A 25,067-nucleotide genomic window follows, 5' to 3' on the forward strand; every position below is an offset into this window, starting at 1 on the left:
ACTTCTGGGAGGTGTTATATAGTGAAAAAATTAATCGCGATTTTTTGCATCATGTTACTAGCTGTTTTTACTTTTGCTGCTTGTAGTAGTAAAAAAGAAAGTACGAAAGAACAAACCCAAAACATTCGCGTCGGCGAAGTTACCCATTCTCTCTTCTATGCCCCATTATATGTCGGGATTGAAAAAGAATTTTTTAAAGATGAAGGACTAAATATTGACCTACAAACAACAGCTGGTGGCGATAAAACGATGACCGCCCTATTATCTGGCGGAATTGATATTGCTCTCGTCGGTTCTGAAACATCTATTTACGTTCATCAACAAGGAGCGAAAGACCCTGTCATTAACTTTGCACAACTTACACAAACAGATGGGACATTTTTAGTTTCACGTAAAAAACTAGACTCTTTTAATTGGAATGACGTAAAAGGTGTTACATTTTTAGGACAGCGTAAAGGCGGCATGCCGCAAATGGTTGGGGAATACGTTTTAAAGAAAAATGGCATTGATCCTCGCAAAGATACGAACTTAATTCAAAATATCGAATTTGCTAATATTGCAAATGCCTTTGCATCTGGTACAGGAGAGTTTGTCCAGCTCTTTGAACCGACTGCAAGCATATTCGAAAAAGAAGGTAAAGGTTATATCGTCGCTTCATTCGGAAATGAATCTGGTACTGTTCCTTATACAACATTCATGGCAAAAGAAAGTTTCTTAAAGAAAGATAAAGCTGCTGCTGAAAAGTTCACACGTGCGCTCTATAAAGCACAGCAATGGGTTGATACACATAGTCCAGAAGAGATTGCTGATGCTGTTTCCCCGCTATTTAAAGACACTTCAAAAGACATTACAGTAAAAGTAATTGAACGGTATAAAAAGCAACATTCTTATGCGACAAATCCACTACTAGATGCGGAAGAATGGAAACAGCTCCAAACGATTATGAAAGACGCTGGTGAATTACAAAAAGAAGTCCCACATGAAGCGCTCGTCAATACAAAAATTGCCGAAAGCGTTATTAAGAAATAGAGGCGAAGTGTATGAGTTTTTTACAAATACGTAACGTTTCTCACTGCTTTTTTGCAAAAGAGAATGCCAAACTTATTCTTGAAGATATGAGCTTACAAGTGGAAGAAGGCGAATTTATTTCTATACTCGGCCCAAGTGGTTGCGGTAAAACAACGCTCCTCTCAATCATTGCTGGGTTACTTGATCCAATTGATGGTATTGTCTTTTTAGATGGTGAACCAATTACAACGAAAACATCATCTATGGGATATATGTTGCAGCAAGATTACTTATTCCCGTGGAAAACGATTGAAGAAAATATTATGCTTGGACTTCATATTCGAAGAATTTATGATGAACAAATGAAAGAACATACTTTAAACCTTTTAAAGCAAGTCGGTCTACATGGGGTAGAAGGACAATATCCTCGTGAACTATCTGGCGGTATGCGTCAACGTGCTGCTCTCGTTCGAACGTTAGCAACTGATCCGAAAATTTTATTACTAGATGAACCATTCTCCGCACTCGATTATCAAACGAAATTAAAACTAGAAGAACTCGTTTTCAACTTACTAAATAAATATAAGAAAACATCACTACTTGTTACTCACGATATTGAAGAGGCGATTGCGATGAGTGATCGTATTTATTTACTTCAAGCGAATCCTGGAAAAATCGCGAAAACCTTTATCGTCCCGGAAAGTATCCGTTCTTTATCACCGTTAGAAGCACGCCATCACTACGATTTCCCAGCCCTCTTTCAAGATATATGGAAGGAGCTGGAACGACTTGGATAATATAAAACAACTACATGAACAATTTCGAAAGAAAGAACGCAGGCGTGCTTGGATTGCTCGCTCACTACAGCTTTTACTACTTATTCTTTTCTTTGCACTATGGGAAATAGCTAGCAAAAAAGAATGGATCGATCCTTTACTCTTTAGTTCTCCTTCGAGTATTTGGGATCTCTTCTTAACGAAATGGATCGACGGTTCACTTTGGGTCCACATATGGACGACATTGCTGGAAACAGGAGTAGGTTTCATTCTCGGAACGGTACTCGGTGCTATTATTGCCACGTTTCTTTGGTGGATGCCACTTCTAGCCCGCGTACTTGATCCTTACCTCGTCGTCCTAAATGCAATGCCAAAAGTTGCACTCGGTCCAATCATCATCGTTATTTTCGGTCCAAACATTTCATCTTCTATCGCAATGGGAGTAATCATTTCCATCATCATTACCATTCTCGTTATTTACAGTGCATTTCAAGAAGTCGATTCTAACTATATAAAAGTGATGGATACATTTGGCGCAAATAAATGGCAATGTTATAAGCAAGTCGTTCTCCCTGCATCCTTTCCAGCAATTATCTCAACGTTAAAAGTAAATGTTGGTTTATCCTGGGTCGGTGTTATTTTCGGAGAACTTCTCGTTTCCAAACAAGGACTTGGCTACTTAATTAGCTACGGATTCCAAGTCTTTAACTTCACACTCGTCTTACTTAGCGTACTACTCACATGTGTTCTTGCAACTCTTATGTATGTATTTGTTGAGGCATTTGAAAAAATTCTAATTGGAAAAAGAAAAAGAAGCTGACTCAAAACAGTGCGCTATAGTCAGCTTCTTTCTTTTACCTTTTATCACACATTTTCGTTTCATTTGTAATGTTTCCATCCGCAACCGTAACTGTATGGAAACAGTCTTTCACACGTACTGTAACGACATTATCTTTTCGATCTATCACATGATAATCATTAAACTTTTCATTCAAAGCACTACGAATTTGCTCCCCTTCAAAAATCGGAAAACCGTGAGACATTACCCAAATGAGACCAGCAACAGCAAGAATCGTTTTCATACGTTTCATTACCTCCTCGAGAGTAAACTTATAGTCCCTACAACACGCGCATTATAATTGTGTCTAAATTGTGACATTTTTATACTAATTCTCTTTTGTGCCTCCAGTTCCTTCTTCTTTTTGATAAAAATACAGAATTTTCAATTTTATCAACATAAAAAAACGCAAAGAATTAAAAATTCTTCACGCTTTTCTTTAACGAAACTATATCGAAAGCATAACTCACATTAGTCTCCACTTTGTTGTTCTATCGTTTTTGAAACATCATATAATCCCGACAGCACTTCCGCTCTCATTTTTACAAGCTCAGGGAACTGATAGAAGAAAGCAATTTTCTTATATTTTAACTCTGTTCCTTCTTTCACCTTTTTTGAATCTTGTAAAATGAACGCTGTAAATGTATCTGCGATATCTTCCGTTACATTTGTTGTTCCATATAGCGATACAAAATCATCATGCTTTTCTTTATAAAATTCAATTTGTGCCTCTTCACTTTCTTCTACTTTCTTTTCTGTCCACTCTTGCTCAATTGGTTTCCAAAATTCATTATAAAATTGGTTAATATACGAAGTTTTTCTCGCACATCCATTTTTCAAGAACACCGTTTTACATTTATTTCGATATGATGAAATGTCTTTCTCTTCATCAAACGCCTCTAAATACTTTCTATCCACTGGTACTTGTTTATGTCCAATCGTTAATACGTGAGCCGTTTCATGAATTAATGTTTTCATCACTTCATCTATATTCACCCCAGAATCCAGCACGTCTAAACTAAGCACCCAATCTCTCGGGTCATCTATACTTGGCATGACATGGGCAACAACGCCATCATAACCATCCGTTATTAGACCAAATCCTGTTATATTCTCACGATATTTCACTGGGACGAGAGTGCGATACATGTCCCATAAGGTTTCATGATACTCTCTATCTTGTCGCTGACTTAACAAATCATCTTTTGCTACTTCGTCATCTGCAAAAACTTTATTCAATCTCTTACGATCCAATTTCTCAAAATAAGGATCTACAATTTCATCATCATCGATATAATAAGAAGCTAAAAAGAAGTAATTGTCATCCTCTTCTTTTTTCTGTTCCGCCTCTTTCATATTCATACTTTCATACTCTTCTATGTCATAATCCTCTACTTTTTCAAGTTCTGAAAGTCCCTCTATCTTTTTATATACTTTTTGTAATGTTTTATCTCCTATTTGCGTGCACTCTTCTTCTGTTTTACAAATTTCTTTTTCTTTTGTAACCTCGATAGTACTATCGCATCCTGCAACTAAACCGCTTGCTATAATACAACACACTAACTTGCCATACAGTTTCTTCATACAATCCCCCATTATTCCATTCTACAAAATATCATAATCATTTTTTTGCGAATATGCGATAATTAATTATAAAAACTGCAAGGAGGCTTCCCATGATTCGTGCAATCCTATTCGACTTAGATGGAACACTATTAGATCGGCGCCAATCTTTAGAACAATTTATTTGTGAGCAATATAATCGCTTCGCCTCACATTTGAAGAGCATAGAGAAATCAGAGTATTGTTCTCGATTTCTTGAACTCGATAATAATGGCTATACGTGGAAGGATAAAGTATATGCTACTCTCCTTTCCGAATACAACATTACTACTTTAACGCAAGAGCAACTACTACACGACTATATTACAAACTTCCAACATCATTGTATTCCTTTCAAAAACACGCATGAACTACTTCAACAGTTAAAACAGCGAAACATTAAAATTGGTATTATCACAAATGGTTTTACTGAATTTCAGATGAGCAACCTTCGAGCACTACATATACATACGTATACAAACACCATTCTCGTTTCAGAAGCTGAAGGAATAAAAAAACCTCACCCTGAAATTTTCGAACGTGCTTTGCAAAGACTAGATGTTAAGGCAGAAGAATGTCTTTATGTTGGAGATCATCCAGAAAACGATGTGCTTGGTTCTGAACAAGTAGGGATTCTTGGTGTTTGGAAAAAAGATTCGTTTTGGGGTGATTTTAAGCATTCACGTATCGTAGATGATTTGTTGGAGGTGCTTTCGTTTTTAGAGGTGGAGATAAAAATACAATAATAGTAATTAAATTATATCAACAATTTTCACAATATATTGATTCACCGACAAAAAATAATAAGAGGAGGCAGTTATTCAAAAACGCCTCCTCTTTCTTTATTATTCATATACTGTAAACTGTGGTTTACTCGGATGATCTTTTACTAGCGCATCATCTGGAAACTTTGAAACTTTTTGATATACGGCAATGTCGCCGATACACCCTGCTGTTAGTAGAATTCCTAAAAATGAGAGTGGCTCCAGATTCATAGCTAATCCCAATACAATTGGCAAAATTCCAGTTGGTAAAAACGGAAGCATTAACACTTTCTTCATTTGCTTTACTGTAACCGCCTGTTTAGAATGAGCATATGCAACACCTAATTTCCAATTAACGCCCCATTTTAGTTCACTCCACGGAACACCTCCGATATAGCGAAAGCCAATTAAATGTATCGCTTCATGAATACAAACGAGAACAATCATTGCGATAATAAAAAGAAACATCGTTAATAATGTAACTTCGACTTGAACCCCACCTGAAAGAAATATATGCAAATAACCAATTCCAAACGACAAAGCAATTATTATAAAAAATAAAGAAAAGTTTAATTTAACCATCGAAACAGTAACAGTCGTTTCTTTTCTTTTATCCATCTTCCCCCTCCTAAAATGTAAATATATCTTTACAAAATTGTATAATATACCCAAAATAATGTAAAGATATATTTACATTTATTCTTACATACAAAAAAAGAAACCGGCTACTTTACTTCGTAAAACAGCCGATTTCTTCTATATGTTTCATCGTACGCGCTAATACGTCATCGCGCATTATAAAGCTAAATTTTCTATTCGTTTTAATGTTGTCAGGAATGTCTTTTAATAAAACAGACCCTTTCGTTTCTTCGTAATGCGTATGCTCTTCTACCGCACTAATTGTTGCAAAATAAATGTTTTTAATGATTATTTTGTCTTTTCCAGATACTTTGTATTGTCCTAAGTAAGTTAAATCAGAAACTATGCCGCCGGTTTCTTCATGAACCTCTCGAACTGCCGCTTCTTCCGGTGTTTCCCCTAGTTCTACTTTACCACCTGGAAATTCAAGACCGCGACGTAAATGATGCGTTAATAACCATTGATCCCCGTACCGGCATACAACCCAAACATGCTTTGGCTCAGGAGAAAATGGATAACGTTCAAACGATAATTGTACAGTGTTGTGGTAATAATCTTTAAATTTGTACATGCCATTACTCCCCTATTGATGGTTACAAGTTTTTCCTACCACAAATTGTAGCATATTCTCGCTTTTCTGCATAATATTATCCAATTACAATCCATTGATTATTCCCATTTGCGCGACTAATTCTTTCGTCTCATGATTTCCTAAATCATAAATCATTTTATATGCTTTTTGTAGTTGTTCATCATATCGGTCATTATTTGAATCGTGATGATACTCAACAAATGGAACGTGGGAGCGTACAAATGACCCTAAATCTTCTACATATGCTTGATCGAAGTGCTCTCTTAATTCCGTAATTTCCTCATCATTTGCGGAAATCTCAAAATTATAAGTATCCGCCGTCTTCACTTGTGAAATTTGACCGTTTCCTATTGATATATAATATGTTTTTTTCGTCTCCATGTAACACCCTTCTTTCATCCTTTTAATTTCTATTGTTTTCATCAATTACAAAATTATGTAAAATAAAGAAAAGGAGGGGTTTTATGTTCAAAATATTAATTATCGGTATTATCATCGTCCTAATCATCCTCGTACTCTCCATCATGACAATTAATAAAGGCTATGCTTATAAACATTCCGTCGATAAACTAGAAGATAATCCTTATACAAAAAAGAATAAGGAGGATTCATAATATGCTTCGTATACTCCGCATCATAGTAGCCCTCACTGTGATCGTTATGTCGGCAATTGGATCATATACAGGTCAAAATAAATTTTTACCTCTTTCATAATTTCTATTAGGGGCTTTAATGTTTCTCATCGCATTTGAACAAATAAAGAAAAAGGAATTAGCAACTGGACTTATTTGTATTATTGCCGGTGCTTTCATTTGGATAGTTCTCATTATTACCTACATAAAATAGAGGAGGTCTTTTATGCTAAAAGGGGGGCGGATTACTTTATCACTTATTGCCTTATCTATAGCAATCTATGGATTTTTTACTGGTAGTAGAGAAATAATGCCTTATATGTTCATCTTTTTAGGAGGTATGGCCCTCACCATAAGTTTAGAGGAAATATTAAAACGACAAACAGGAGGTAGTCTGCTCGCTCTACTAGCAGGGGCCGCTGCTTTATTTATTGGTTTCACAGAGATATTCTAGTAAATGGTCTAAAGGAGGCTATACAATGCTAACTCTAACTATATTACGGATTTTTTTAGCATTTCTCATGCTTCTCTTACTCACTCTAAGCACTTATGTCCATGTTACCGATAATTTTTCACTTCTTCCATACTTACAATTTATTCTCAGTTGTTCCTTTATTCTTCTAGGAATTAATGAATTAAAATCCGGACGAAAATCAATGAGTATCCCGTATTTTTTCGTTTCTGGTCTTATATTCTTCTTCTTAATATCGAACTACTTTCACTACATGTAGAATGAAATTTTGACCAATTTAGCATTTATAATTATTTTCTCTCAGTAACTATGTCTTTCTACTAAGGGGGATTCCATGTTAAAAAACATTCGAATTATAATCGCCACTATCGCTCTTTCTCTCGCCCTATTTAGCTTCTTTGCAAACTTCACTATTCTTTTACCTTACGTGTTTATCCTTTTAAGTATTATGTTTATCCTTTTTGGAATTGATGAAATGAAGAAACAGGAAAAAGCAAAAGCATTTGTTTATTTTCTCGGTTCTGCCTTTGTTTTATATGTTGGAGTATCTAATATATTTTCATAAAAAAGAAGAGTATGGTCGCTCTTAGCACAATAAAAAAACTGCCCTTTCACAGGCAGTTTTCCTTTTTATCCAAACACTTTCTCAAGTTCATCTTTATCTTGGCTTAACCAGAAGTTCATTAAGCGTTGTGCTCCTTCTAAATCGTGAAGCTTCGCTTGACCACATTGTGTTTCATTTGCAGCTGGAATTTCTGTAATTTGAACCGCATCTTTTAATGTTAGTTCTAATAAATCAATAATTTCTCGTACTGTCGGTGTTCCGCTTACTACAAGATAATATCCTGTTTGGCAGCCCATCGGTGAAATATCGATAATATCAAAGTGCGGATAACGATCAATATATTTACGTAAATTAAATGCTAATAAATGTTCTAACGTATGAATAACATCTGGTTTCATTGCTTGTTTATTCGGTTGGCAGAAACGAATATCGAATTTATTTACAATACCGTCACTACCTACATTGTGAACTCCGCAATGTCTTACATAAGGTGCCTTTACAATCGTATGATCTAATTCAAAGCTTTCTACTGATGGCATACAACATCTCTCCCGCTTTTAATTTAATTCCGTTATATCCAATATGATATAACGGAAATGCACATTAGTAAAGTATTATGTACAGTCGTGCTATAATACTTTAAGAATATGCTGAAAAGGAGACCGTTATGAAACAGATTTTTATTGGGATTATACGCTTTTATCAAAAGTTCATTTCTCCGATGACACCACCAACATGCCGTTTTTATCCGACTTGTTCTCATTACGGATTAGAGGCGTTTCAAAAACATGGTGCATTCAAAGGCTTTTGGCTTACTTGTAAGCGTATATTAAAATGTCACCCTTTCCACCCGGGAGGATTTGATCCTGTCCCAGATAAAAAGGATGACAAAGTAAATTCTTAATTGTCGTAACCATTCACAACTAAATCTAATTTTCCTGTTTCAGGATCGATAACAAGACCGTGAACAGGTACTTCTTCTGGAAGTAACGGATGGTTGCGAAGTATCGATACGCTATGTTCTACACTTTCTTCTACACTAGAGAACCCTTGTAGGAATCTTTCTAAATCGATTCCAGAATAACGGAGTGTATCTAATTTCTCATTTGTTATACCGCGCTCTTTCATCTTCTCAATTGTACTGCTTGCCTGAATTTTTGCCATACCGCAATCGTGGTGACCAACTACACAAACTTCATCAGCACCAAGTTCATATACAGCAACTAAAATACTACGCATAATACTTCCGAATGGATGTGAGATAACAGCTCCTGCTACCTTAATAATTTTCACATCACCGTTACGCATATTCATTGCTTTTGGTAATAATTCAACAAGTCGTGTATCCATACAAGAAATAATTACCATTTTTTTATTCGGGAATTTTCCTGTTTCATACTCTTCGTATTTTTTCTCTTCAACAAATTTCTCATTGTACTGCAAAATCTCTTCTAATGACTTCATAGTAAAGGACCCTCTTTTCTCTCGTTTACACTACATAAATAGTGTACCAAAATATGAAAAACTCAAAAAGGATATCGCTTTATAGTAAAAATAAGATATTTTCAGATAATCGACATAATTCTTTCAAAATATACACACAGCTTTGTAACAAGTTTCACATACTTTAAACGTATTTTCACTATAAACTGATTGTAGATAATGTAAAAAAGGAGTGAATATTCATTATGTCCGACGTTCTGTTACTGAGTCGTTTTCAATTTGCAATTACTATTTTTTATCACTTTTTATTTGTACCTTTGACAATCGGACTTGTCATTTTAGTAGCATGTATGGAAACTCAATACGCCCGCACATTGAATCCAACATACCGCAAAATGGCAAATTTCTGGGGTAAATTATTTACAATTAACTTCGTAATGGGGATTATAACCGGGATTACGATGGAATTCCAATTTGGAACAAACTGGTCTGAGTACTCCAAATATATGGGAGACATTTTCGGATCACCTCTCGCAATCGAAGCACTTGTTGCCTTCTTCTTAGAATCTACTTTCATGGGAATATGGTTATTCGGTAAAGACAAAATTTCACCAAAGTTCCGTGCCTTCTGCATGTGGATGGTTGCACTTGGAACAAACATTTCTGCCCTTTGGATTATTACAGCAAACGGCTTTATGCAAAACCCTGTTGGCTACGTAGTACGTAACGGCCGCGCTGAATTAAATGATTTCTGGGCACTCGTTACGAATCCATACGCTTGGAATATGTTCTTCCATACTGTAGTTGGTTGTTATATTGTTGGTGCTTTCTTCGTTATGGCAATTAGTGCCTATCACTTATTACGTAAAAATGAAGTTGAATTCTTCAAAAAATCATTTAAGTTCGGCTTAATGTTAGGCTTATTCGCCGCAACAATTACACCGTTTATGGGACATCAATCTGGTGTATCAGCGGCTAAATATCAACCCGCAAAAGGAGCTGCGATGGAAGCAGTTTGGGAAACCGGAAAAGGACAAGGCTTCTCAATTGTTCAAATTCCTGATGTAAAAAACGAGAAGAATTTTGAATTCCTTACGATTCCAAAACTCGGAAGCTTCTTCTATACAAACTCATTTGATGGCGAAATTGTTGGTTTAAAGGATATTCCGAAAGATGAACGTCCAAATGTTAACCTCGTGTATTATAGCTTCCGCTTAATGGTTGCACTCGGTATGTTCTTTATGGCATTAACTTGGTATGGCTTCTATTTAAACCGAAAAGGAAAACTAGAAAACTCAAAACGTTATTTAAAAATTACAATATGGTCTGTCTTACTTCCTTATATCGCGATTAACGCAGGATGGATCGTCGCTGAAGTAGGTCGCCAGCCATGGACAGTATATAAACTAATGCGTACAGCAGAATCTGTATCACCTATATCCGTTCCGCAAATTTGGTTCTCATTAATTAGTTTAATTTTGTTCTACACTTTACTTTTAATCGCAGACGTATATTTAATGCTGAAGTTTGCGAAAAAAGGACCTGCCGCATTAGAAGAACCTGCTACTGAGGGAGGTGTGGCTCATGTCTCATGATATGCTTGCAATCATCTGGTTCGGTTTATGGGGCGTGATTTGGACAGTTTACTTCATTCTTGACGGGTATGCACTTGGTAACGGAATGATTTTTCCCTTCGTTACGAAAGATCGACAAGAACGAAATCAATTACAAGAAGCAATTGGCCCGTTCTGGGGCGGTAATGAAGTATGGTTAATTACAGCTGGTGGCGCAACATTTGCTGCCTTCCCAGTCACGTATGCTAATATGTTTAGTTATTTATATACACCGTTATTCTTAGTATTACTTGCACTATTTGCTCGTGCCGCTGGACTGGAATTCATGCATAAAGATGATTCACCAATTTGGCAAAAAACTTGTAAATGGGCATTTGCAATTGGCAGTTTCCTAATCGCCTTCTTATTCGGTGTTACATTCGCTAACTTGTATTACGGACTACAAATCGGAAAAAATGGCTATGAAGGAAATTTACTTAGCTTACTAAACCATTACGGTATATTAGGTGGTCTTTTCTTCACTGCTATATTTGTCGTATCCGGTGCCCTTTGGGTCATGATTAAAACGACTGGTGAAGTATCTGATCGTGCTTATAAAATCGCAAGACCATTTTCAATGGCAGCTGCTATCATTTTAGCTATTTTCTATGTAGCAACTGCTAATAGAACAAACTTATTCCAAAACTTTACAGAATATCCGGTACTATTCATTCTTCCAGTACTTGCAATGCTAATGAGTGTACTCGCACTAATTATGGTGTACAAACATAAAATTGGCCTTGCATTCACATTCGTTTGCCTAACAATCGCAATGTTTATGACAACTGGCTTTGCAGGTATGTTCCCAAGAATGTTACCATCTCGTATTAACGATGCATACAGTACAACGTTATACAACGCAGCTGGTAGTCAATTAAACTTAAAAATTATGTTCTTCGTTGCAATGGTCATGGTACCAATCGTTATTGGATATCAGCTTTGGAGCTACAGTCTTTTTAAAAATAAAATTCATAAAGACTCTGCTAAAGGGTATCACTAAGTTAAAAAAAGACACTTCGTTTGAAGTGTCTTTTTTTTACGTATGATTTTCGATAAGATGTTATATTTCTAATCTAACAACTATACTACAGAAGAATCATTAACAGCTCACAGCTAGATTGTAGCACAGGACAAGTTCATCATTTTATGCAATTTTACATACTGTACTATAAAGTAAACTGTATCCCCTGATCATTCGCATCATTATCCCATACATCAGCTGTACTAATCCCGCTAAACGTTTGTACTTTCATTCCTGTATTTGATGATCCCGATCCATTATAAGCCTTCGTCTTTTCAATCGGCTGTACGTTATATTTGTCACCTACATTAATTGTTCCATTGCAGTTTTCAATAATAACACCTTCCACAACTGCCGGCATTTTGTCACCCACTTTCATTTCTTTACTTTTATTTTATGAAAATCGCCTAGAAAAATAGCATGTTTCAATAAGAAAAAGCACTCAATTTGAGTGCTTTTTCTTTAAGCATAAAGACAAGTTTGGAGACAGTTGACTTCTTCAAAATTTTATTAGGGGTAATATTTTGAAAAAGAAAGCCTTTCATATGTAGGTTAACACCACTGGAATATATAGTAAATTGATAATATTTATACGGAAGATTGCTAATGTTTAGTATAGATAGTTTACACTGTGCTAACAGTGAAAACTATCTATACTAACAAAAAAAGATGCCTTCAAAAAAGACACCTTTCAAAAACAGACACTATAAAACAGAATTATTTATTGTTATACGATTGTTAGATACAAAAAGTAGAGGGAAATGTTTGTATTAAATTCTGCTTTATAAAGTCTGTCTACAACTTATATTGTAATCCTCTTCATTTGAAAAAAAATATAATATGCACAATTGCATACAAAAAGAAAAAGCACTCTACTGAGTGCCTTTTCAACCATTTTACTTTTAATATATCGCTTTGAATATATTGTAACATATGTATCCATATATTTTATTGAGAAAATTCAAAATCCTTTTTCTTTCATTTTCACTTATAAAATCATGTAATATAAAAGGTATGTCAAATTCTTATACAAGTTGAGGTGTACTATATTTATGCTGTATTTTGGAATTATTCCTCTTATATTGTTTATTATTTTTCTTATCTCATATTTAAAAGATCCGCGGAAAATAATAAACGGCTTTTTATTTAATTCCTTTGTCTGTTTTTTCCTTCTTTTTTGTGTGATTATATCTGTGAATTCAAGTAGTGATGTCCTACGCTATATTATAATTTTACCTATTTTAGCACTTCTTATTATGCTTCCTTTCGGTATTGTTGCTTTAATGTTTGGGCTATTTCTTAATGCTAGAATTTTAATGAAGCGAGAAGGAAGACGGTTCACTAACTGTTTAACACTCCTTGCTGCTTTAGGGATGTTATTCTTTATGTTACTCCCTATCATAAATCCAGCAAGTTTGGTCTCATCGCATTTAGAGCCTATTTTCGCAGCTATTTCTCTTATAAGCTTCTATTTCTTTATACACTTATCTAACTTCTTAAGCGCTTATTTTTTATACCAATTTAACAGACCAAGACGTAATCAAGATTTCATTATCGTTCTTGGTAGTGGCTTAATTAATGATAAAGTACCACCCTTACTTGCAAGCCGCATTAATAAAGCTATCGACTTCTATTGGAAACAAGCAGCTGTAAATACACCACCGACAATTATTTTCTCTGGTGGTCAAGGTCCAGATGAAGGTCTTCCAGAGGCAGAAGCAATGCAAAATTATGCTGTTGAAAAAGGAATTCCTCTTGAACATACAGTCCAGGAAAATCGCTCTGTAAACACATATCAAAACATGTTGTTCTCTAAAGAAATTATGGATTCTTTAAAACCTGAAGGTAAATATAAAAGTATTTTTACAACGAATAATTTCCACCTTTTCCGCGCTGGTATATACGCTAGACAAGCTGGTCTTAATAGCCAAGGAATCGGGTCAAAAACTGCATTTTATTACTGGCCTAACGCAATGATTCGTGAATATGTTGCGATTGTCGTAATGGGACGTAAGCGCCATATGAAAATATGTGGAACTATTTTAGGTTTCGCTTTATTCATATCAGTACTTAGTTTTATATTTTCTTAATAGCATCCCATCCTTTGAAAGGATGGGATTTCTTATACTGATTTCAAAAATATTTTAAAGATAATATGGTGATAATATTCCCTGCATACATCCATTAAAGGAGAATTTTTTCAAATTAAATGTTAAAATAAAATTTAGGTGTGAATTACGTAACAAATAAGAAACTAGTTTGAAACGAGGAAATTACATGGAGAAAATTATCAAAAACAAGCCCAATAAGCTAAGAATTGCTTCAAAAGCTTTGATGATTATTATTGGGGCATTTATCACAGCGTACGGATTAGAAGCAGTATTAATTCCAAATAACGTATCAGACGGTGGTGTAACTGGTTTAAGTATCGTTAGTTCAAGATTATTTGGATTGCCATTAGGAGCTCTAATCGCAGTTATTAACATTCCTTTCGTTTGGTTAGGATATAAGCAAATCGGTAAAAGCTTTGCTATTTATTCCATTATCGGGATTGCTTCATTAGCAATAGGTACCGTTGTCATGCACGGAATACCAGCTATTATTGAAGGCGATACATTATTAGTTACAGTTGTTGGTGGTATTATCATCGGTTTTGGTATGGGACTAGCATTACGTAACGGCGGAGCATTAGATGGAATCGATATGCTAGCTGTATTGCTTTCTCGTAAGTTACCATTTGGAACGAGTGACCTTATTTTATTCTTAAACATGTTCGTATTTATTTTCGTATCAACAGTATTCGGCCTGCAAGGAGCTATCCTTTCGGCAATTGCTTACTTTATCGCTTCGAAAGTGATTCATATCGTTGAAGTTGGTTTAAGTGGTTCAAAAGCATTTAAAATTATTACAAAAGAGCCTGAATTAATGGTAGAAACAATTCGCGATCGTTTAGGCCGAAGTGCAACATATAACGAAGTATACGGTGGTTATTCAAGAGAGAAGTTTAAAGAAATTTCCTGTGTAATTAACCGTTTAGAAGAAAGTAAAATGAAAGAACTTATTAATGAAATCGATCCACACGCCTTTATTACAGTTTATGACGTAGCAGAAGTAAAAGGCGGTAATTTCAAGAAACGTGATATTCATTAATCGTTATGAAAAAGAGGGTGTGCCAAAATTTTGGCACACCCTCTTTTTATTATTAAGTTGTTATCGTTGTCAGTTTTTGTCGGTAAGTCGATATATTTCAATAATCGCTGATATATTTTTACTTCCTCCCTTATGCCTAAATCGTACCACCTGAGAGGCATTAATTCCCATAACAAAAAAGACCAAAAAGCAAATTCCACTTTTCGGTCTCTACACTATCTTCTCTTCGTAATTTTTCCTGAACCACCGACCCTCGTTTTCGGAGGAGATGTATTCCTTGGCGGCGTTTTAATAGATGATTTTGGCTTCACATCTGATCCGCTTGAACCGCCTGGTGTTTTTGTAATTTTACCCTTGCTTCCAGTAGAAGGTGGGGGCGTCGTATTACTTCCTTTTTCAGTAATACTTCCCTTATCACCTACTGATGGTTTCGAATCTACATTATCGCCTCGCTTAATGATAGACCCTTTCCCTTCCTTCGTAATTGGAGGTGGGGTTTTCTTTTCTTCTTTCGTAGGTGGTCTCTCTGGAATAACTGGTTTATGATTTTGTCTGTCATTATATCCTCGATAATCACCGTACGATGATTTTCGTGAACCGAATATATCGTTTAATATGCTACCCATAATATATCCTTGCAAGAAGGACGGTTGGTAATTTTGACGGACAAATTCTTTATTACTTATTTCAATTAACGTATCAGATGGTTTCTCTTTATCCTTTTGCAGGTTATAAATCTTATCAGAATAAACGAGGAACATTTGATTTTCGTCTTCTTTAGATGCTTGCTTCGGTTCTCTTTCGTTAATGAGTTCCTTCGCTACTTCAGGAACTGACCGATTGGCGGCCCTATACACGTAAGATTCTTGTTTACCTTCCTTGGCAACAGATTCAAGTGGATAACGGTCTTGAATCGACTTTGTCTGCCCGCCTTGACAACCTGATAAGGCATAACCAGCAACAACAAGTAATATAACGATAGCAAGTATAGGGATCACAAACGATTTAATCATGGTAAACAATCGGTTTGACATGATTACGCCCCCTTACGTTGCTCTTATAATTTGTACATCAGCAGGAATGATTGCTTCTCCCTCATACATCATTGTGCGACCATTTTGCCATTCAATACGCAATAATTTTCGATTATCTGATTGGAATTCCCATATATACTGTTCTTCTGAAGCTGAGAATGGAGTTTTTCCCATCACAACAACACGTCCGTTATATTGTTCTTCCATATGATACTCGGTATCATCCATTTCAATTGTCGTCGGAATTTCATCAATTGAATCTAAGCGACCATCAATTGGTGTATATAATTTGTAATACGTATTTTCACGATCTTCAATTTTTAAATAACGAATGTCTTTCCCGTCTTGCAGTGTTAAAACAATTTCCTTGCGAGAATGCATACTCGTTTTCCCAGTTAATTCGTACATGACTAATGAAACTTCAATCATATCACCAGGAGCTAACGTTAAAAGACTCTTTTCCGGCTTCGGTGGCTCTGGGCTTTTCATTATATTTTTAATTCGTTTAAATAAACTCATGATCTACCCCTCCTTTTCTCTTTATAAACAAGCACCTAAAATAAGTGCACCAACAATATGTAATGATCCAGCTAACATCGCATGTGCAACGCTGCCTTCTTTCGTACCTTCTTCTAAATCTAAGCCAGACATTTTCTTTAACACAAATTCGATAAACATTTCTACCACTAATAAAATAACGAAAGAAACTGCTGATGCAAGTAGCGCTTGCCATAAATCATTTGCTTTCGTTATCGATTGAGATAAAATGTACCCTTGTGCAAATAATTTCATAATAAAACGAGTTGTTACAGCTGTATTTCCATTTTTGATTTCTTTTAAATCATTGTATTTTGTAAAAATCGAATCAACCCACATAATTGCAAATAAAAGTACTGCACTCGCTCCAGTCCATACAAGCATGGCAACTACATTCATCCATGTCATTGCAAAACCTCCTCTAAAATATAATAGAAAACCGACATGAATATATTTAGACATGTCGGTTCATTTGTCTTTATTCTATATTATTTCTCATACTGCTTCATAATACGAGCTAATTCATCGTCAACAGCAGAATTTTTGTTTAAGCTTGCGAATTCATCATCTAATGATTTTTCTTTCTTATAAACTTCACCGCTTGCTTCCGCTTCAGCCTCTAATTGAAGAGCTTTCTCTTCCATACGGCTTAAACCAGCTTTTGCTGAATTTGAATCAAATCCAGACATCGCCTGATTAATATTCTTTTGTGCTTTCGCCGCATTTACACGCGCTACAAGTGTTTCACGTTTATTTTTCAGCTCATTTAATTGCTTACGCATTTCTTCTAGCTTTAGGCGCAGGTTATCAGCAGCAGCTTTATTTTGCTCGTAGCTTGCTTTATACTCATTCATTTTTTGCTCTGCATTTTGTTTTTCTTCTAATGCACGACGCGCAAGATCTAAGTTATTAGCTTGAACAGCCATATGAGCCTGCTCTTCACGTTTTTTCACAAGTGCTTCTTGCTCTTCAAATAATATTTTGAATTTCTTCTCAAGTGCGATTTGAGCTGCTACACTTTTCTCAGCCTCTTGTACATCGGCTTGCATATCGCGTAAATATTGATCAGTCATCTTAACTGGATCTTCCGCTTTTTCAATTAACGAATACACATTTGACATTGTTAAATCTCTTAATCGTTTAAATACAGACATCTAAATTCCTCCTATGATATACCTCATATTTCAAATTCACTACTTGGAAAACTGAAAAATCTCCCTTTACAGTAAAGAATATTCATTTTACAGCCTATGTGTTTATTATAACAAAACTAATATGTCCTTACATGTTATTTCCAAAATACATCCATTATAATATGACATTCTATATACAATATTGTATTTCTAATATATTCTCATTATCCCTCTTTGAAATTAACTTACTTTTGCGCACTTTCACTAAATTACATAAGTGTAATGTTACTGTAAGCTAACTCGATAGTTACGTTTCCATATTTCTTATACACTAATACCAGAAGCAGCAAACAAGCTTCTCGTCATTTCGGAACTAATACAAAAATGTATTTACTATAAAACATATAAAAGGAGAAATCATCATGAAAAAATTAGTAGGAATCGGATTAGCAGCAGCAATTTCATTTGGAGCATTATCAGGTTGTTCTTTATTAGGAGAAAAAGCGAACGGCTTTGTACTGTACGGATCAGAAGAACAAGTTCAGCAAATTACAGATAAAAACAAAAAAGAAGTGAAAGAAAAAGACTTCTATAAAATGAAAATGACAACATTAGATGGTAAAAAAGTTCTTGTAATGGATAAGAAAACTGGTGAAGAACTAGTGAAAAAAGAGTTACTTAGCAAAGTTGATGAAAAAGACAACACGAAACCACTTGATAAATTACCAGCTGTAACAACAGAACAAGGTGTATTATTTGCAAAAGAAAAAGTAGAAAATGCTGCACTTGATGGGGCAAAATTAAAATATGAAGGCAACACAATTATCGGAAGTGGTCGTGCATATACAGATATGTATGCGATTGTTGATGACGCAACTTACAGCAATGTAAAAGGTGATGAAAAATCTGTAGGTGTATTAAAATTTGATAAAGACCCAAGTAAAGAATTCCCTGGTTACAAAGGCGTAGAAGCTTCTCAACTTGTAAAAATTAAAAAGTAAAACAAAAAAGCTTTGCGAAATTCGCAAAGCTTTTTTCTATTTATTATGAGCAATTTGCTCCATATCCGGGCTACAAGTTTGCGACTGACATGACTTATTTAAAGAACATGCTGCGCATTTTCCTTTTTTACTTCTCTTTACAAAATTAACTAACGTATATGCTGCATAACCAAAAATGATAGCTCCAATTATAATATTGACCATCATCACAATACATCTCCTTCTAGAATCCGAGTAAGGATCCAACTTGGTATATAATGAGCGTTAATACATAAGCAACTACGAGTGGATAAACGACTGAAAAAATCGTCCACTTCGCTGATCCTGTTTCACGTTTAATAACAGCTACCGTCGCTAAACACGGAACATATAATAAAATAAAGAACATAAATGCATAAGCTGATAATGCTGTATAATGTGCTCCCATTACATTTCCAAGCACATCTTCTTTAACTGCATAAATAATTGCCATTGTAGAAACGACAACTTCCTTCGCTAAAAATCCTGTTAAAAGGGATGCTGCAGCTTGCCATGTTCCGAAGCCGAGCGGTGCGAATAGTGGTGCGATAAATCCACCAATCATCGCTAAGTAACTGTCTCCCATATCAACACCAAATCCTGATGGACCTGCATAGTTTAATAACCAAATGACAACCGAACCACCAAAGATGAATGTACCAGCTTTACGAACAAATCCTTTCCCTTTCTCCCATGTGCTTAGCCATAATGTTTTTGCTTGTGGCACACGGTAAGGCGGTAATTCAATTACGAAAATAGACTTTTCCGCTTTCAAAATCGTAAGAGACATAATTTTTGTAACTAATAACGCAAGAACAATCCCTGCAACATATAAAGAAAATACAACAGCCGCCTGACTATGCGGGAAAAATACGCCCGCAAATAATGCATATACAGGTAATCGTGCTGAACAAGACATAAATGGTGTTACTAAAATGGTAAGTAAACGTTCTTTTTCCTGTTCAATCGTTCTCGCAGCCATGATACCTGGAACGTTACATCCAAAACCGATAATCATCGGAATAAAAGCTTTTCCGTTTAAGCCGAAAAACTCCATAATTCTATCCATAACAACTGCAATTCGCGCCATATACCCTGAGTCTTCTAATAATGAAATAAAAAAGAATAGTGCAAAGATTTGTGGTACGAATACTAATACAGCACCAACACCGGCAATAATACCTTCTGTAACGAGCGCTTGAATAAAATCAGAAGCTCCAATACTTGTAAGTCCAGCCGTCACCCAATCCGTAAGCTGGCCACCAAAAAACTCATCTAACATATCCGATAAAGGTGTACCAATCCACGTAAACGTAACCTGAAAAATAAAAAACATAACTGCTAAAAAGATTGGAAGTCCTAAAATTTTATGTGTAATTAATCTATCAATTTTTTCTGAAAAAGGAATTTTTCCTTCTTTCTCATGCTTCATAACATTTGTTTTTAACTTTTCAATATACGCTTCACGAGTTTTGTAAATGTGCTCTTCTAACGTACAATCAAGTTTTCCTTCTAAGCGAGATCGAATGGCTATGAGTTCCTTATAAATTGGTAATGCTTTCATTTCTTTTTCTACTACTTCGTTATTGCTTAAAAATTGAAGTGCTAACCATCTCGGATGCTCGTAATTCGCTGTCTCTAAAAAAGCAATTACTTCTCCAATTCCTTCATCCATTTGTACACCATATGAAATAAGAAATGGCTTTTTCTCTTGTTTGTTATTTTCTTTAAGAGTCGTAAGCAGTTCTTCACAGCCTTTTCCACTTCTTGCAACAACAGGAACGACTGTTACACCTAATAGCTCTGATAAACGTTTTACATCAATGACAATTCCTCTTTGCTTCGCCACATCAACCATGTTTAAACCAATTGAGACTGGCTTACCAAATTCAAGTAACTGCAACGTTAAATGCATATTTCTTTCAAACTGCGAGGAATCTACGATATTTAACATATGATTAAATTCTTCTGTTAATAGAAAGTTTGTTACAACACCTTCATCACGTGAAACTGGATTTAAATCATAAACACCTGGTAAATCAATTAATGTTCCTTGTCTATCTTTTAATTTACCAACCTTCTTTTCTACTGTTACACCGCTCCAGTTTCCTACATACTCATAAGAACCAGTAAGTGCATTAAATAATGATGTCTTCCCTGTATTCGGATTCCCTAGCAAAGCTACCTTATTCACGCTAATTCCACCTTTATCATTTTCGCGTCACAATGACGAATACTAATTAACTGTCCACGACACTCCAATGTACAAGGACCTTTGAACATCGCTTTCTGTTTCAGGCGAAGTTCGCTTCCTTCAGCAAGACCGAAAGCAGCTAGTCTACGCTTTAATAGCTGATCTAAAGACTGAATACTTTTTACTAACACTTTCTCTCCAATTTTAATATCTACTAAGCTCATAACCTTCCCCCTCAGAAGAGAATGATAATTATTTTCAAAAAAATTATACCACACCCAATTTCTCTTGTACTATACCCTTTTGCTTCATATTTATTAACATTTCGCTACAATTCTATTTCAATTATTGTCATACTGTATTCGTTTGCCATTCTCATCCATTTCGCTTACAATAAACAATAGCAAATAAAGAATTTCGTTATCACTGGGGGAGCCATGCCGCTGAGAGGGAACACTTCGTTCCGACCCTTCGAACCTGTTAGTTAATGCTAACGCAGGGATTGTGCAAACGTCCGAAATACATACCTCATTTTTATTTACGTATTTCGTATCCTCCTATGATATCTATTCTTTTTTGTATAACTTGGATTTAGGGGGAAACAACATGCGTAACACCAATTTACAAGCGATGATCGAATCTGCTATTCTTGCAGCCTTCGCCATGATTATCGATATTTTACCATTATCACTTAAACTTCCAACAGGCGGTTCTATCTCATTCGCTATGATTCCTATTTTTATTATTGCTTACCGCTGGGGCTTTAAATCAGCTTTCTTAGGCGGTTTAGTTTGGGGACTATTACAAATTGTCGTGGGAGATGCTTATATTTTAACACCTGTTCAAGCATTCATTGAGTACTTCATTGCCTTTGCTTTTATCGGATTTGCTGGCTTATTCTATCGTCCAATTCAAAAAGCACTTTTAACATCCAATGAAAATAGCTTAGAACAATCAAATTTAGGTAACCGTAAAGACAAACCTTCATCAAAACAAAATCAGGGTAAGAAAGTCCTTGCTTATATTATCCTTGCTACATTTATCGGTAGCTTTGCTCGCTATTTCTGCCACTTTATTGCCGGCATTATTTTCTGGGGACAATATGCACCGAAAGGTCAATCAGCTGTGTTATATTCATTAATCGTAAATGGAAGTACAATGCTTGGTTCTTTTATTTTATGTACCGTTTTACTTATATTTTTATTTATCACTTCACCACGATTATTCAAAAGCATCAGTGCTTATCAAATGAATACACAAAAAAAGGGCGCTTAATGAGCGCTCTTTTTTCATATCGTAATATCAATTAAAAATACAATAAATGCGCAAAAGAAAATAAACACCATTATACTTAGCCAATTGCTATGCACGGTTCATCGACTCCTTACATAACCTCATATTCTAAACAAATTATACTGATTAAAAATAAAGATTAGGTAAAGATAATATGAAAATAAATTAAAAAAGCGTAAATCATATTATTTACGCTTTTTTCGGTAAATAGAAGTAAAATAACACACCATCTTCTGTATTTCCTGCCCCATATTCAGTATCATGTAGTTCTAAAATATTCTTTGAAATGGCAAGCCCAAGTCCCGTCCCACCTTGTGAACGCTGACGAGCTGTATCCACTCGATAAAAACGATCCCAAATTTTATCTAATTGTTCTTCTTCAATGTGAGTACCTTTATTTTCAATGCACACTTTTATACGATCCTTCTCATCTATTGTAGAAATAATAATATCTTCTTTATTTGGTGTATAACGTATGGCATTCGTAATGAAATTCACGATGACTTGTTCAATCCGGCCTTGATTTGCAATCACTTCAAATGAACATATATTTTTATGAACACGAAGCTCTTTTTTCTCTATTTCCACAGATAGATGTTCACATATGTCTTCAATTACTGTATCAATATAAAACGAATCCTTTTTCATTTTATATGTACCAGATTCAAATTTAGCTAACTCAAGCATATCCAAAATTAACGTATCCATTTTGTCTACTTCTCTCTCCATTGCCTGAAAATAATACTCTTTTTTATGTTCAGCTACCCCGTCTTTTAAAATAGAAATACAGCTTTTCATAATACTTAGCGGTGTTTTTAATTCATGTGAAACACCAGAAATGAATTCTTTTCGCGTCTTTTCTAACTTTCTTTCCTTTTCAATATCTTCTTCTAACTGCCCAATATGCGAATGGAGTTTATTTGATAGAACATTAATATTTTTCGATAAATCTCCAATTTCATCTTTTGAAGTAATCGGTATTTTTTCTGTAAAATCTAATTGTGCTATTTTCTTCGTCGTATCATTTATTTTTAGTAATGGTTTTGCAATTTGTTTTGAATAATAAAACGAAGCTAAAAAAATAAGAACGACTACAAATGCAATGATATAGATGTAATAATCTTGCACCATTTGTACAGCTTCATCTACAGGCTGTAAAGAAGCCATCGCATAAATATATGTTACTGATCCATCTTTTTCTTTTATTGGTTTCATTAATAATTTATATTTTATATCATTCTTTTCATAGTCCATTGTCTTTGTTGAATACTCTATTTGATTACTCTCTTTTAGTAATACATCCGTTTGAAATTCTTTTATACTATCCAAAAACAAAGTATTTTTATAAATTGGATTTACGAGGCCTTTTACATCTGGAAACTGTACTTTTGTAACAAACCCACCTATATAAGCATCTGGTTCTTGGGCAGCTTGCTCCTGAACAGCCGGCTTCTTTTCCTTACTTACTTGTTCCTCAGCTGCTTTCTTTTTCTCCTCATCTAATTTACTCATTTTCTCCTTAAATGCTTTTTCTAACGGTTTATTAGATCCACTTAAATTCTGCTTAGATAACGAGAAAGAGAATGGAATAAAACTATCTCCTTTTTTCACTCCAGAAAAATAAATTCCTTGGCCTAGAAACTGATCTGATGATTTATTCTCAATCTCTTCTATATTGACGAGATTGCCTAAAGGAATTTTGAATATTTGTTGTCCAAAGCTCTTTTGTTGCCTACGATCTATCGTTACTTCAAAATAAAAATCATCTGCATGTTTTAAATTCCCGTTCTTATCTAATGTCGTAATCCACGTATTATTTTCTCTTAAAAAGTCTTGCTCTAGTTTTTGAATTTCTTCTGCATTTCCTGCATAATTTAAATAATTCTTCTCAAAGGAATTTAAATTTACTTTAATATCTTCCACTTTTCGATTCGCATAATATTGTTTAAAAAATATCGTTTGTCCAATAAATATCGTCGCTAAAATCAACATACATAATGCTGTTGTAAGAGTAAATAATTTTAGTACAATTCCTTTTCTCATATATTCCCCTCAAATTTATAACCAGTTCGTACTACAGTTGTAATGTACTTTGCTTTCTCTCCTAATTTATTTCTTAAATTACGAATATGACTATTCACCGTTCGATCATCACCAGCAAATTCATATCCCCAAATTCTTGAAATGAGTTGCTCTCGCGTTAAAACGATTCCTTGATTTTTCATGAAATACGCTAATATTTCAAATTCTGTATGCGTTAAATTAATATCGGTTCTATCTACCGTAACAGTGCGAGACGGAAAATGAACGTGAATGCCGTGGATTGATAATGTATCATCTTCATTCTCTAAAAGTTGCTTTGTCACTTTTCTGCTTTCTAACAACCTTTTCGCTCTTGCTAATAAAATTGGCGGACTATACGGCTTCGTCACATAATCATCTGCCCCAAGTTCAAAACCAAGTAACGTATCGTCTTCATCTACGCGCGCCGTCAGCATAATAATAGGCACCTCGGACGTCTTTCGAATCCTTCGGCAAACAGACCATCCATCGAGTTCTGGCAACATAATATCTAAAATAACTAAATCAACCTCTTCTTCTTCAAATACAACTAAAGCCTCTTTCCCGTCCCTCGCTTCAAACACTACATATTGCTCACTTAAAAAATAATCTTTTAATATTTCACGTAATATGTCTTCATCTTCAACAATTAAAATATTTTTTGACATAATTTATATATCC

At 34.9% G+C, this 25,067-nt stretch carries 31 protein-coding genes, 1 pseudogene and 1 riboswitch; of the genes and pseudogenes, 15 read left to right on the plus strand and 17 right to left on the minus strand.

Going from position 1 to position 25,067, the window contains the following annotated elements; all coding sequences use genetic code 11:
- The first annotated feature begins 21 nt into the window (after positions 1-21).
- Genes DN399_RS23495 through DN399_RS23505 form a run of 3 tightly spaced genes read left to right on the plus strand, consistent with a single transcriptional unit; the run spans position 22 to position 2,604 of the window.
- The gene (locus tag DN399_RS23495; RefSeq protein WP_006925592.1) at positions 22-1,029 is read left to right on the plus strand and encodes an ABC transporter substrate-binding protein; all 1,008 of its coding nucleotides are present in this window, start codon (positions 22-24) and stop codon (positions 1,027-1,029) included.
- An 11-nt stretch (positions 1,030-1,040) separates the two neighbouring features.
- Positions 1,041-1,805 (plus strand): ABC transporter ATP-binding protein, encoded by a 765-nt coding sequence (locus DN399_RS23500; RefSeq protein WP_000009035.1) that lies wholly within the window; start codon positions 1,041-1,043, stop codon positions 1,803-1,805.
- Positions 1,798-2,604: an ABC transporter permease gene (locus DN399_RS23505; RefSeq protein WP_000368771.1), complete on the plus strand. Its 807-nt coding sequence runs from the start codon at positions 1,798-1,800 to the stop codon at positions 2,602-2,604. Before DN399_RS23500 ends, DN399_RS23505 begins: the two co-directional genes overlap by 8 nt.
- A 34-nt stretch (positions 2,605-2,638) precedes the next feature.
- Here the strand turns inward: DN399_RS23505 and DN399_RS23510 are convergent, their stop codons facing one another.
- On the minus strand, positions 2,639-2,866 hold the full coding sequence (locus DN399_RS23510) for a hypothetical protein (protein WP_000849112.1): 228 nt from the start codon (positions 2,864-2,866) through the stop codon (positions 2,639-2,641).
- Positions 2,867-3,093: 227 nt separating this feature from the next.
- On the minus strand, positions 3,094-4,206 hold the full coding sequence (locus DN399_RS23515) for a recombinase family protein (protein ID WP_149149965.1): 1,113 nt from the start codon (positions 4,204-4,206) through the stop codon (positions 3,094-3,096).
- A 92-nt stretch (positions 4,207-4,298) separates the two neighbouring features.
- Here DN399_RS23515 and DN399_RS23520 point away from each other — a divergent pair, with 92 nt between their 5' ends.
- Positions 4,299-4,970, plus strand: coding sequence for an HAD family hydrolase (locus DN399_RS23520; protein WP_006925596.1), 672 nt, complete (start codon positions 4,299-4,301; stop codon positions 4,968-4,970).
- A 99-nt stretch (positions 4,971-5,069) separates the two neighbouring features.
- Here DN399_RS23520 and DN399_RS23525 read toward each other — a convergent pair whose 3' ends face one another.
- The 3 genes from DN399_RS23525 to DN399_RS23535 form a co-directional block, all read right to left on the minus strand.
- Positions 5,070-5,606 (minus strand): DUF3267 domain-containing protein, encoded by a 537-nt coding sequence (locus DN399_RS23525; RefSeq protein WP_000361288.1) that lies wholly within the window; start codon positions 5,604-5,606, stop codon positions 5,070-5,072.
- A 112-nt stretch (positions 5,607-5,718) separates the two neighbouring features.
- The gene (gene mutTA / locus DN399_RS23530; RefSeq protein ID WP_000276385.1) at positions 5,719-6,198 is read right to left on the minus strand and encodes an antimutator 8-oxo-(dGTP/GTP)ase; all 480 of its coding nucleotides are present in this window, start codon (positions 6,196-6,198) and stop codon (positions 5,719-5,721) included.
- 84 nt (positions 6,199-6,282) lie between these two features.
- Positions 6,283-6,600 (minus strand): hypothetical protein, encoded by a 318-nt coding sequence (locus tag DN399_RS23535; protein ID WP_000448409.1) that lies wholly within the window; start codon positions 6,598-6,600, stop codon positions 6,283-6,285.
- Positions 6,601-6,683: 83 nt separating this feature from the next.
- On the opposite strand from DN399_RS23535, the gene ytzI reads away from it, so the two are divergent.
- The 4 genes and pseudogenes from ytzI (at position 6,684) to DN399_RS23560 (ending at position 7,888) form a co-directional block, all read left to right on the plus strand.
- Positions 6,684-6,833 (plus strand): YtzI protein, encoded by a 150-nt coding sequence (gene ytzI, locus DN399_RS23540; protein WP_000472790.1) that lies wholly within the window; start codon positions 6,684-6,686, stop codon positions 6,831-6,833.
- Between the two features lies 1 nt (position 6,834).
- Positions 6,835-7,065 (plus strand): annotated as a pseudogene (locus tag DN399_RS23545) (DUF3953 domain-containing protein).
- 12 nt (positions 7,066-7,077) lie between these two features.
- Positions 7,078-7,305, plus strand: a complete 228-nt coding sequence (locus DN399_RS23550; protein ID WP_000911652.1) for a DUF3953 domain-containing protein — start codon at positions 7,078-7,080, stop codon at positions 7,303-7,305.
- A 352-nt stretch (positions 7,306-7,657) separates the two neighbouring features.
- The gene (locus DN399_RS23560) at positions 7,658-7,888 is read left to right on the plus strand and encodes a YczI family protein (RefSeq protein ID WP_000916678.1); all 231 of its coding nucleotides are present in this window, start codon (positions 7,658-7,660) and stop codon (positions 7,886-7,888) included.
- Positions 7,889-7,953: 65 nt separating this feature from the next.
- Here DN399_RS23560 and luxS read toward each other — a convergent pair whose 3' ends face one another.
- Positions 7,954-8,427 carry an S-ribosylhomocysteine lyase LuxS gene (luxS, locus tag DN399_RS23565; protein WP_001141371.1) on the minus strand — a complete coding sequence of 158 codons (474 nt, stop codon included), beginning with the start codon at positions 8,425-8,427 and terminating at the stop codon, positions 7,954-7,956.
- 128 nt (positions 8,428-8,555) lie between these two features.
- Between luxS and yidD the strand changes: the two genes are divergently transcribed.
- Positions 8,556-8,792 carry a membrane protein insertion efficiency factor YidD gene (gene yidD / locus DN399_RS23570; RefSeq protein ID WP_000809330.1) on the plus strand — a complete coding sequence of 79 codons (237 nt, stop codon included), beginning with the start codon at positions 8,556-8,558 and terminating at the stop codon, positions 8,790-8,792.
- Here the strand turns inward: yidD and DN399_RS23575 are convergent.
- Entirely contained in the window at positions 8,789-9,352 is a 564-nt protein-coding gene (locus tag DN399_RS23575) for a beta-class carbonic anhydrase (RefSeq protein WP_000838169.1), read from the minus strand. The two genes, yidD and DN399_RS23575, sit on opposite strands and share 4 nt — an antisense overlap.
- A gap of 224 nt (positions 9,353-9,576) precedes the next feature.
- On the opposite strand from DN399_RS23575, the gene cydA reads away from it, so the two are divergent.
- Complete coding sequence (gene cydA, locus DN399_RS23580) at positions 9,577-10,926, plus strand: cytochrome ubiquinol oxidase subunit I (RefSeq protein ID WP_001286188.1); 1,350 nt, start codon at positions 9,577-9,579, stop codon at positions 10,924-10,926.
- Positions 10,916-11,944, plus strand: a complete 1,029-nt coding sequence (cydB, locus tag DN399_RS23585; RefSeq protein WP_006925605.1) for a cytochrome d ubiquinol oxidase subunit II — start codon at positions 10,916-10,918, stop codon at positions 11,942-11,944. Before cydA ends, cydB begins: the two co-directional genes overlap by 11 nt.
- 166 nt (positions 11,945-12,110) lie before the next feature.
- Here the strand turns inward: cydB and DN399_RS23590 are convergent, their stop codons facing one another.
- A complete protein-coding gene (locus DN399_RS23590) occupies positions 12,111-12,344 on the minus strand; it encodes a spore germination protein (protein ID WP_002001299.1) in 234 nt (77 codons plus the stop codon).
- Between the two features lie 673 nt (positions 12,345-13,017).
- Between DN399_RS23590 and DN399_RS23595 the strand changes: the two genes are divergently transcribed.
- Together DN399_RS23595 and DN399_RS23600 are read left to right on the plus strand one after the other, a co-directional pair.
- Complete coding sequence (locus tag DN399_RS23595; RefSeq protein ID WP_000965218.1) at positions 13,018-14,055, plus strand: YdcF family protein; 1,038 nt, start codon at positions 13,018-13,020, stop codon at positions 14,053-14,055.
- A gap of 187 nt (positions 14,056-14,242) precedes the next feature.
- Positions 14,243-15,115 carry a YitT family protein gene (locus DN399_RS23600; protein WP_000411245.1) on the plus strand — a complete coding sequence of 291 codons (873 nt, stop codon included), beginning with the start codon at positions 14,243-14,245 and terminating at the stop codon, positions 15,113-15,115.
- Positions 15,116-15,330: 215 nt separating this feature from the next.
- Here the strand turns inward: DN399_RS23600 and DN399_RS23605 are convergent, their stop codons facing one another.
- The 4 genes from DN399_RS23605 to DN399_RS23620 form a co-directional block, all read right to left on the minus strand.
- Positions 15,331-16,149 (minus strand): DUF4247 domain-containing protein, encoded by an 819-nt coding sequence (locus DN399_RS23605; protein WP_000071190.1) that lies wholly within the window; start codon positions 16,147-16,149, stop codon positions 15,331-15,333.
- A gap of 12 nt (positions 16,150-16,161) precedes the next feature.
- Positions 16,162-16,668 (minus strand): DUF4178 domain-containing protein, encoded by a 507-nt coding sequence (locus tag DN399_RS23610; protein WP_149149966.1) that lies wholly within the window; start codon positions 16,666-16,668, stop codon positions 16,162-16,164.
- 21 nt (positions 16,669-16,689) lie between these two features.
- Positions 16,690-17,094 carry a DUF350 domain-containing protein gene (locus DN399_RS23615; RefSeq protein ID WP_000220087.1) on the minus strand — a complete coding sequence of 135 codons (405 nt, stop codon included), beginning with the start codon at positions 17,092-17,094 and terminating at the stop codon, positions 16,690-16,692.
- A gap of 80 nt (positions 17,095-17,174) precedes the next feature.
- Positions 17,175-17,840, minus strand: coding sequence for a PspA/IM30 family protein (locus tag DN399_RS23620; protein ID WP_000110280.1), 666 nt, complete (start codon positions 17,838-17,840; stop codon positions 17,175-17,177).
- A 401-nt stretch (positions 17,841-18,241) separates the two neighbouring features.
- Between DN399_RS23620 and DN399_RS23625 the strand changes: the two genes are divergently transcribed.
- Entirely contained in the window at positions 18,242-18,820 is a 579-nt protein-coding gene (locus DN399_RS23625; protein WP_000737468.1) for a lipoprotein BA_5634 family protein, read from the plus strand.
- Positions 18,821-18,856: 36 nt separating this feature from the next.
- Here DN399_RS23625 and DN399_RS23630 read toward each other — a convergent pair whose 3' ends face one another.
- From DN399_RS23630 to DN399_RS23640, 3 genes are read right to left on the minus strand one after another with little or no spacing between them, the layout of a single operon-like run.
- Positions 18,857-19,027: a FeoB-associated Cys-rich membrane protein gene (locus DN399_RS23630; RefSeq protein ID WP_000989598.1), complete on the minus strand. Its 171-nt coding sequence runs from the start codon at positions 19,025-19,027 to the stop codon at positions 18,857-18,859.
- A 16-nt stretch (positions 19,028-19,043) separates the two neighbouring features.
- The gene (gene feoB, locus DN399_RS23635) at positions 19,044-21,032 is read right to left on the minus strand and encodes a ferrous iron transport protein B (protein ID WP_149149967.1); all 1,989 of its coding nucleotides are present in this window, start codon (positions 21,030-21,032) and stop codon (positions 19,044-19,046) included.
- A complete protein-coding gene (locus DN399_RS23640; RefSeq protein ID WP_000060512.1) occupies positions 21,029-21,256 on the minus strand; it encodes a FeoA family protein in 228 nt (75 codons plus the stop codon). The genes feoB and DN399_RS23640 overlap by 4 nt, the downstream gene beginning before the upstream one ends.
- A gap of 194 nt (positions 21,257-21,450) precedes the next feature.
- A riboswitch (TPP riboswitch) is annotated at positions 21,451-21,552 on the plus strand.
- A gap of 86 nt (positions 21,553-21,638) precedes the next feature.
- On the opposite strand from DN399_RS23640, the gene thiT reads away from it, so the two are divergent.
- Entirely contained in the window at positions 21,639-22,307 is a 669-nt protein-coding gene (gene thiT, locus DN399_RS23645; protein WP_001246588.1) for an energy-coupled thiamine transporter ThiT, read from the plus strand.
- Positions 22,308-22,514: 207 nt separating this feature from the next.
- Here the strand turns inward: thiT and DN399_RS23650 are convergent, their stop codons facing one another.
- Positions 22,515-24,368: a sensor histidine kinase gene (locus DN399_RS23650; protein ID WP_001225341.1), complete on the minus strand. Its 1,854-nt coding sequence runs from the start codon at positions 24,366-24,368 to the stop codon at positions 22,515-22,517.
- Positions 24,365-25,054, minus strand: coding sequence for a response regulator transcription factor (locus DN399_RS23655; RefSeq protein WP_000041856.1), 690 nt, complete (start codon positions 25,052-25,054; stop codon positions 24,365-24,367). Before DN399_RS23655 ends, DN399_RS23650 begins: the two co-directional genes overlap by 4 nt.
- Positions 25,055-25,067: the final 13 nt, after the last annotated feature.

It is taken from the genome of Bacillus sp. AR4-2 (assembly GCF_008274865.1).
Lineage (GTDB): Bacteria > Bacillota > Bacilli > Bacillales > Bacillaceae_G > Bacillus_A > Bacillus_A cereus.

Coding starts and splice junctions, on each gene's coding strand:
- DN399_RS23500 (WP_000009035.1), top strand. CDS start 1,041: ATGAGTTTTTTACAAATACGTAACGTTTCTCACTGCTTTTTTGCAAAA.
- DN399_RS23510 (WP_000849112.1), bottom strand. CDS start 2,866: ATGAAAACGATTCTTGCTGTTGCTGGTCTCATTTGGGTAATGTCTCAC.
- DN399_RS23515 (WP_149149965.1), bottom strand. CDS start 4,206: ATGAAGAAACTGTATGGCAAGTTAGTGTGTTGTATTATAGCAAGCGGT.
- DN399_RS23520 (WP_006925596.1), top strand. CDS start 4,299: ATGATTCGTGCAATCCTATTCGACTTAGATGGAACACTATTAGATCGG.
- DN399_RS23525 (WP_000361288.1), bottom strand. CDS start 5,606: ATGGATAAAAGAAAAGAAACGACTGTTACTGTTTCGATGGTTAAATTA.
- mutTA (WP_000276385.1), bottom strand. CDS start 6,198: ATGTACAAATTTAAAGATTATTACCACAACACTGTACAATTATCGTTT.
- DN399_RS23535 (WP_000448409.1), bottom strand. CDS start 6,600: ATGGAGACGAAAAAAACATATTATATATCAATAGGAAACGGTCAAATT.
- ytzI (WP_000472790.1), top strand. CDS start 6,684: ATGTTCAAAATATTAATTATCGGTATTATCATCGTCCTAATCATCCTC.
- DN399_RS23550 (WP_000911652.1), top strand. CDS start 7,078: ATGCTAAAAGGGGGGCGGATTACTTTATCACTTATTGCCTTATCTATA.
- DN399_RS23560 (WP_000916678.1), top strand. CDS start 7,658: ATGTTAAAAAACATTCGAATTATAATCGCCACTATCGCTCTTTCTCTC.
- luxS (WP_001141371.1), bottom strand. CDS start 8,427: ATGCCATCAGTAGAAAGCTTTGAATTAGATCATACGATTGTAAAGGCA.
- yidD (WP_000809330.1), top strand. CDS start 8,556: ATGAAACAGATTTTTATTGGGATTATACGCTTTTATCAAAAGTTCATT.
- DN399_RS23575 (WP_000838169.1), bottom strand. CDS start 9,352: ATGAAGTCATTAGAAGAGATTTTGCAGTACAATGAGAAATTTGTTGAA.
- cydA (WP_001286188.1), top strand. CDS start 9,577: ATGTCCGACGTTCTGTTACTGAGTCGTTTTCAATTTGCAATTACTATT.
- cydB (WP_006925605.1), top strand. CDS start 10,916: ATGTCTCATGATATGCTTGCAATCATCTGGTTCGGTTTATGGGGCGTG.
- DN399_RS23590 (WP_002001299.1), bottom strand. CDS start 12,344: ATGAAAGTGGGTGACAAAATGCCGGCAGTTGTGGAAGGTGTTATTATT.
- DN399_RS23595 (WP_000965218.1), top strand. CDS start 13,018: ATGCTGTATTTTGGAATTATTCCTCTTATATTGTTTATTATTTTTCTT.
- DN399_RS23600 (WP_000411245.1), top strand. CDS start 14,243: ATGGAGAAAATTATCAAAAACAAGCCCAATAAGCTAAGAATTGCTTCA.
- DN399_RS23605 (WP_000071190.1), bottom strand. CDS start 16,149: ATGTCAAACCGATTGTTTACCATGATTAAATCGTTTGTGATCCCTATA.
- DN399_RS23610 (WP_149149966.1), bottom strand. CDS start 16,668: ATGAGTTTATTTAAACGAATTAAAAATATAATGAAAAGCCCAGAGCCA.
- DN399_RS23615 (WP_000220087.1), bottom strand. CDS start 17,094: ATGACATGGATGAATGTAGTTGCCATGCTTGTATGGACTGGAGCGAGT.
- DN399_RS23620 (WP_000110280.1), bottom strand. CDS start 17,840: ATGTCTGTATTTAAACGATTAAGAGATTTAACAATGTCAAATGTGTAT.
- DN399_RS23625 (WP_000737468.1), top strand. CDS start 18,242: ATGAAAAAATTAGTAGGAATCGGATTAGCAGCAGCAATTTCATTTGGA.
- DN399_RS23630 (WP_000989598.1), bottom strand. CDS start 19,027: ATGATGGTCAATATTATAATTGGAGCTATCATTTTTGGTTATGCAGCA.
- DN399_RS23640 (WP_000060512.1), bottom strand. CDS start 21,256: ATGAGCTTAGTAGATATTAAAATTGGAGAGAAAGTGTTAGTAAAAAGT.
- thiT (WP_001246588.1), top strand. CDS start 21,639: ATGCGTAACACCAATTTACAAGCGATGATCGAATCTGCTATTCTTGCA.
- DN399_RS23650 (WP_001225341.1), bottom strand. CDS start 24,368: ATGAGAAAAGGAATTGTACTAAAATTATTTACTCTTACAACAGCATTA.
- DN399_RS23655 (WP_000041856.1), bottom strand. CDS start 25,054: ATGTCAAAAAATATTTTAATTGTTGAAGATGAAGACATATTACGTGAA.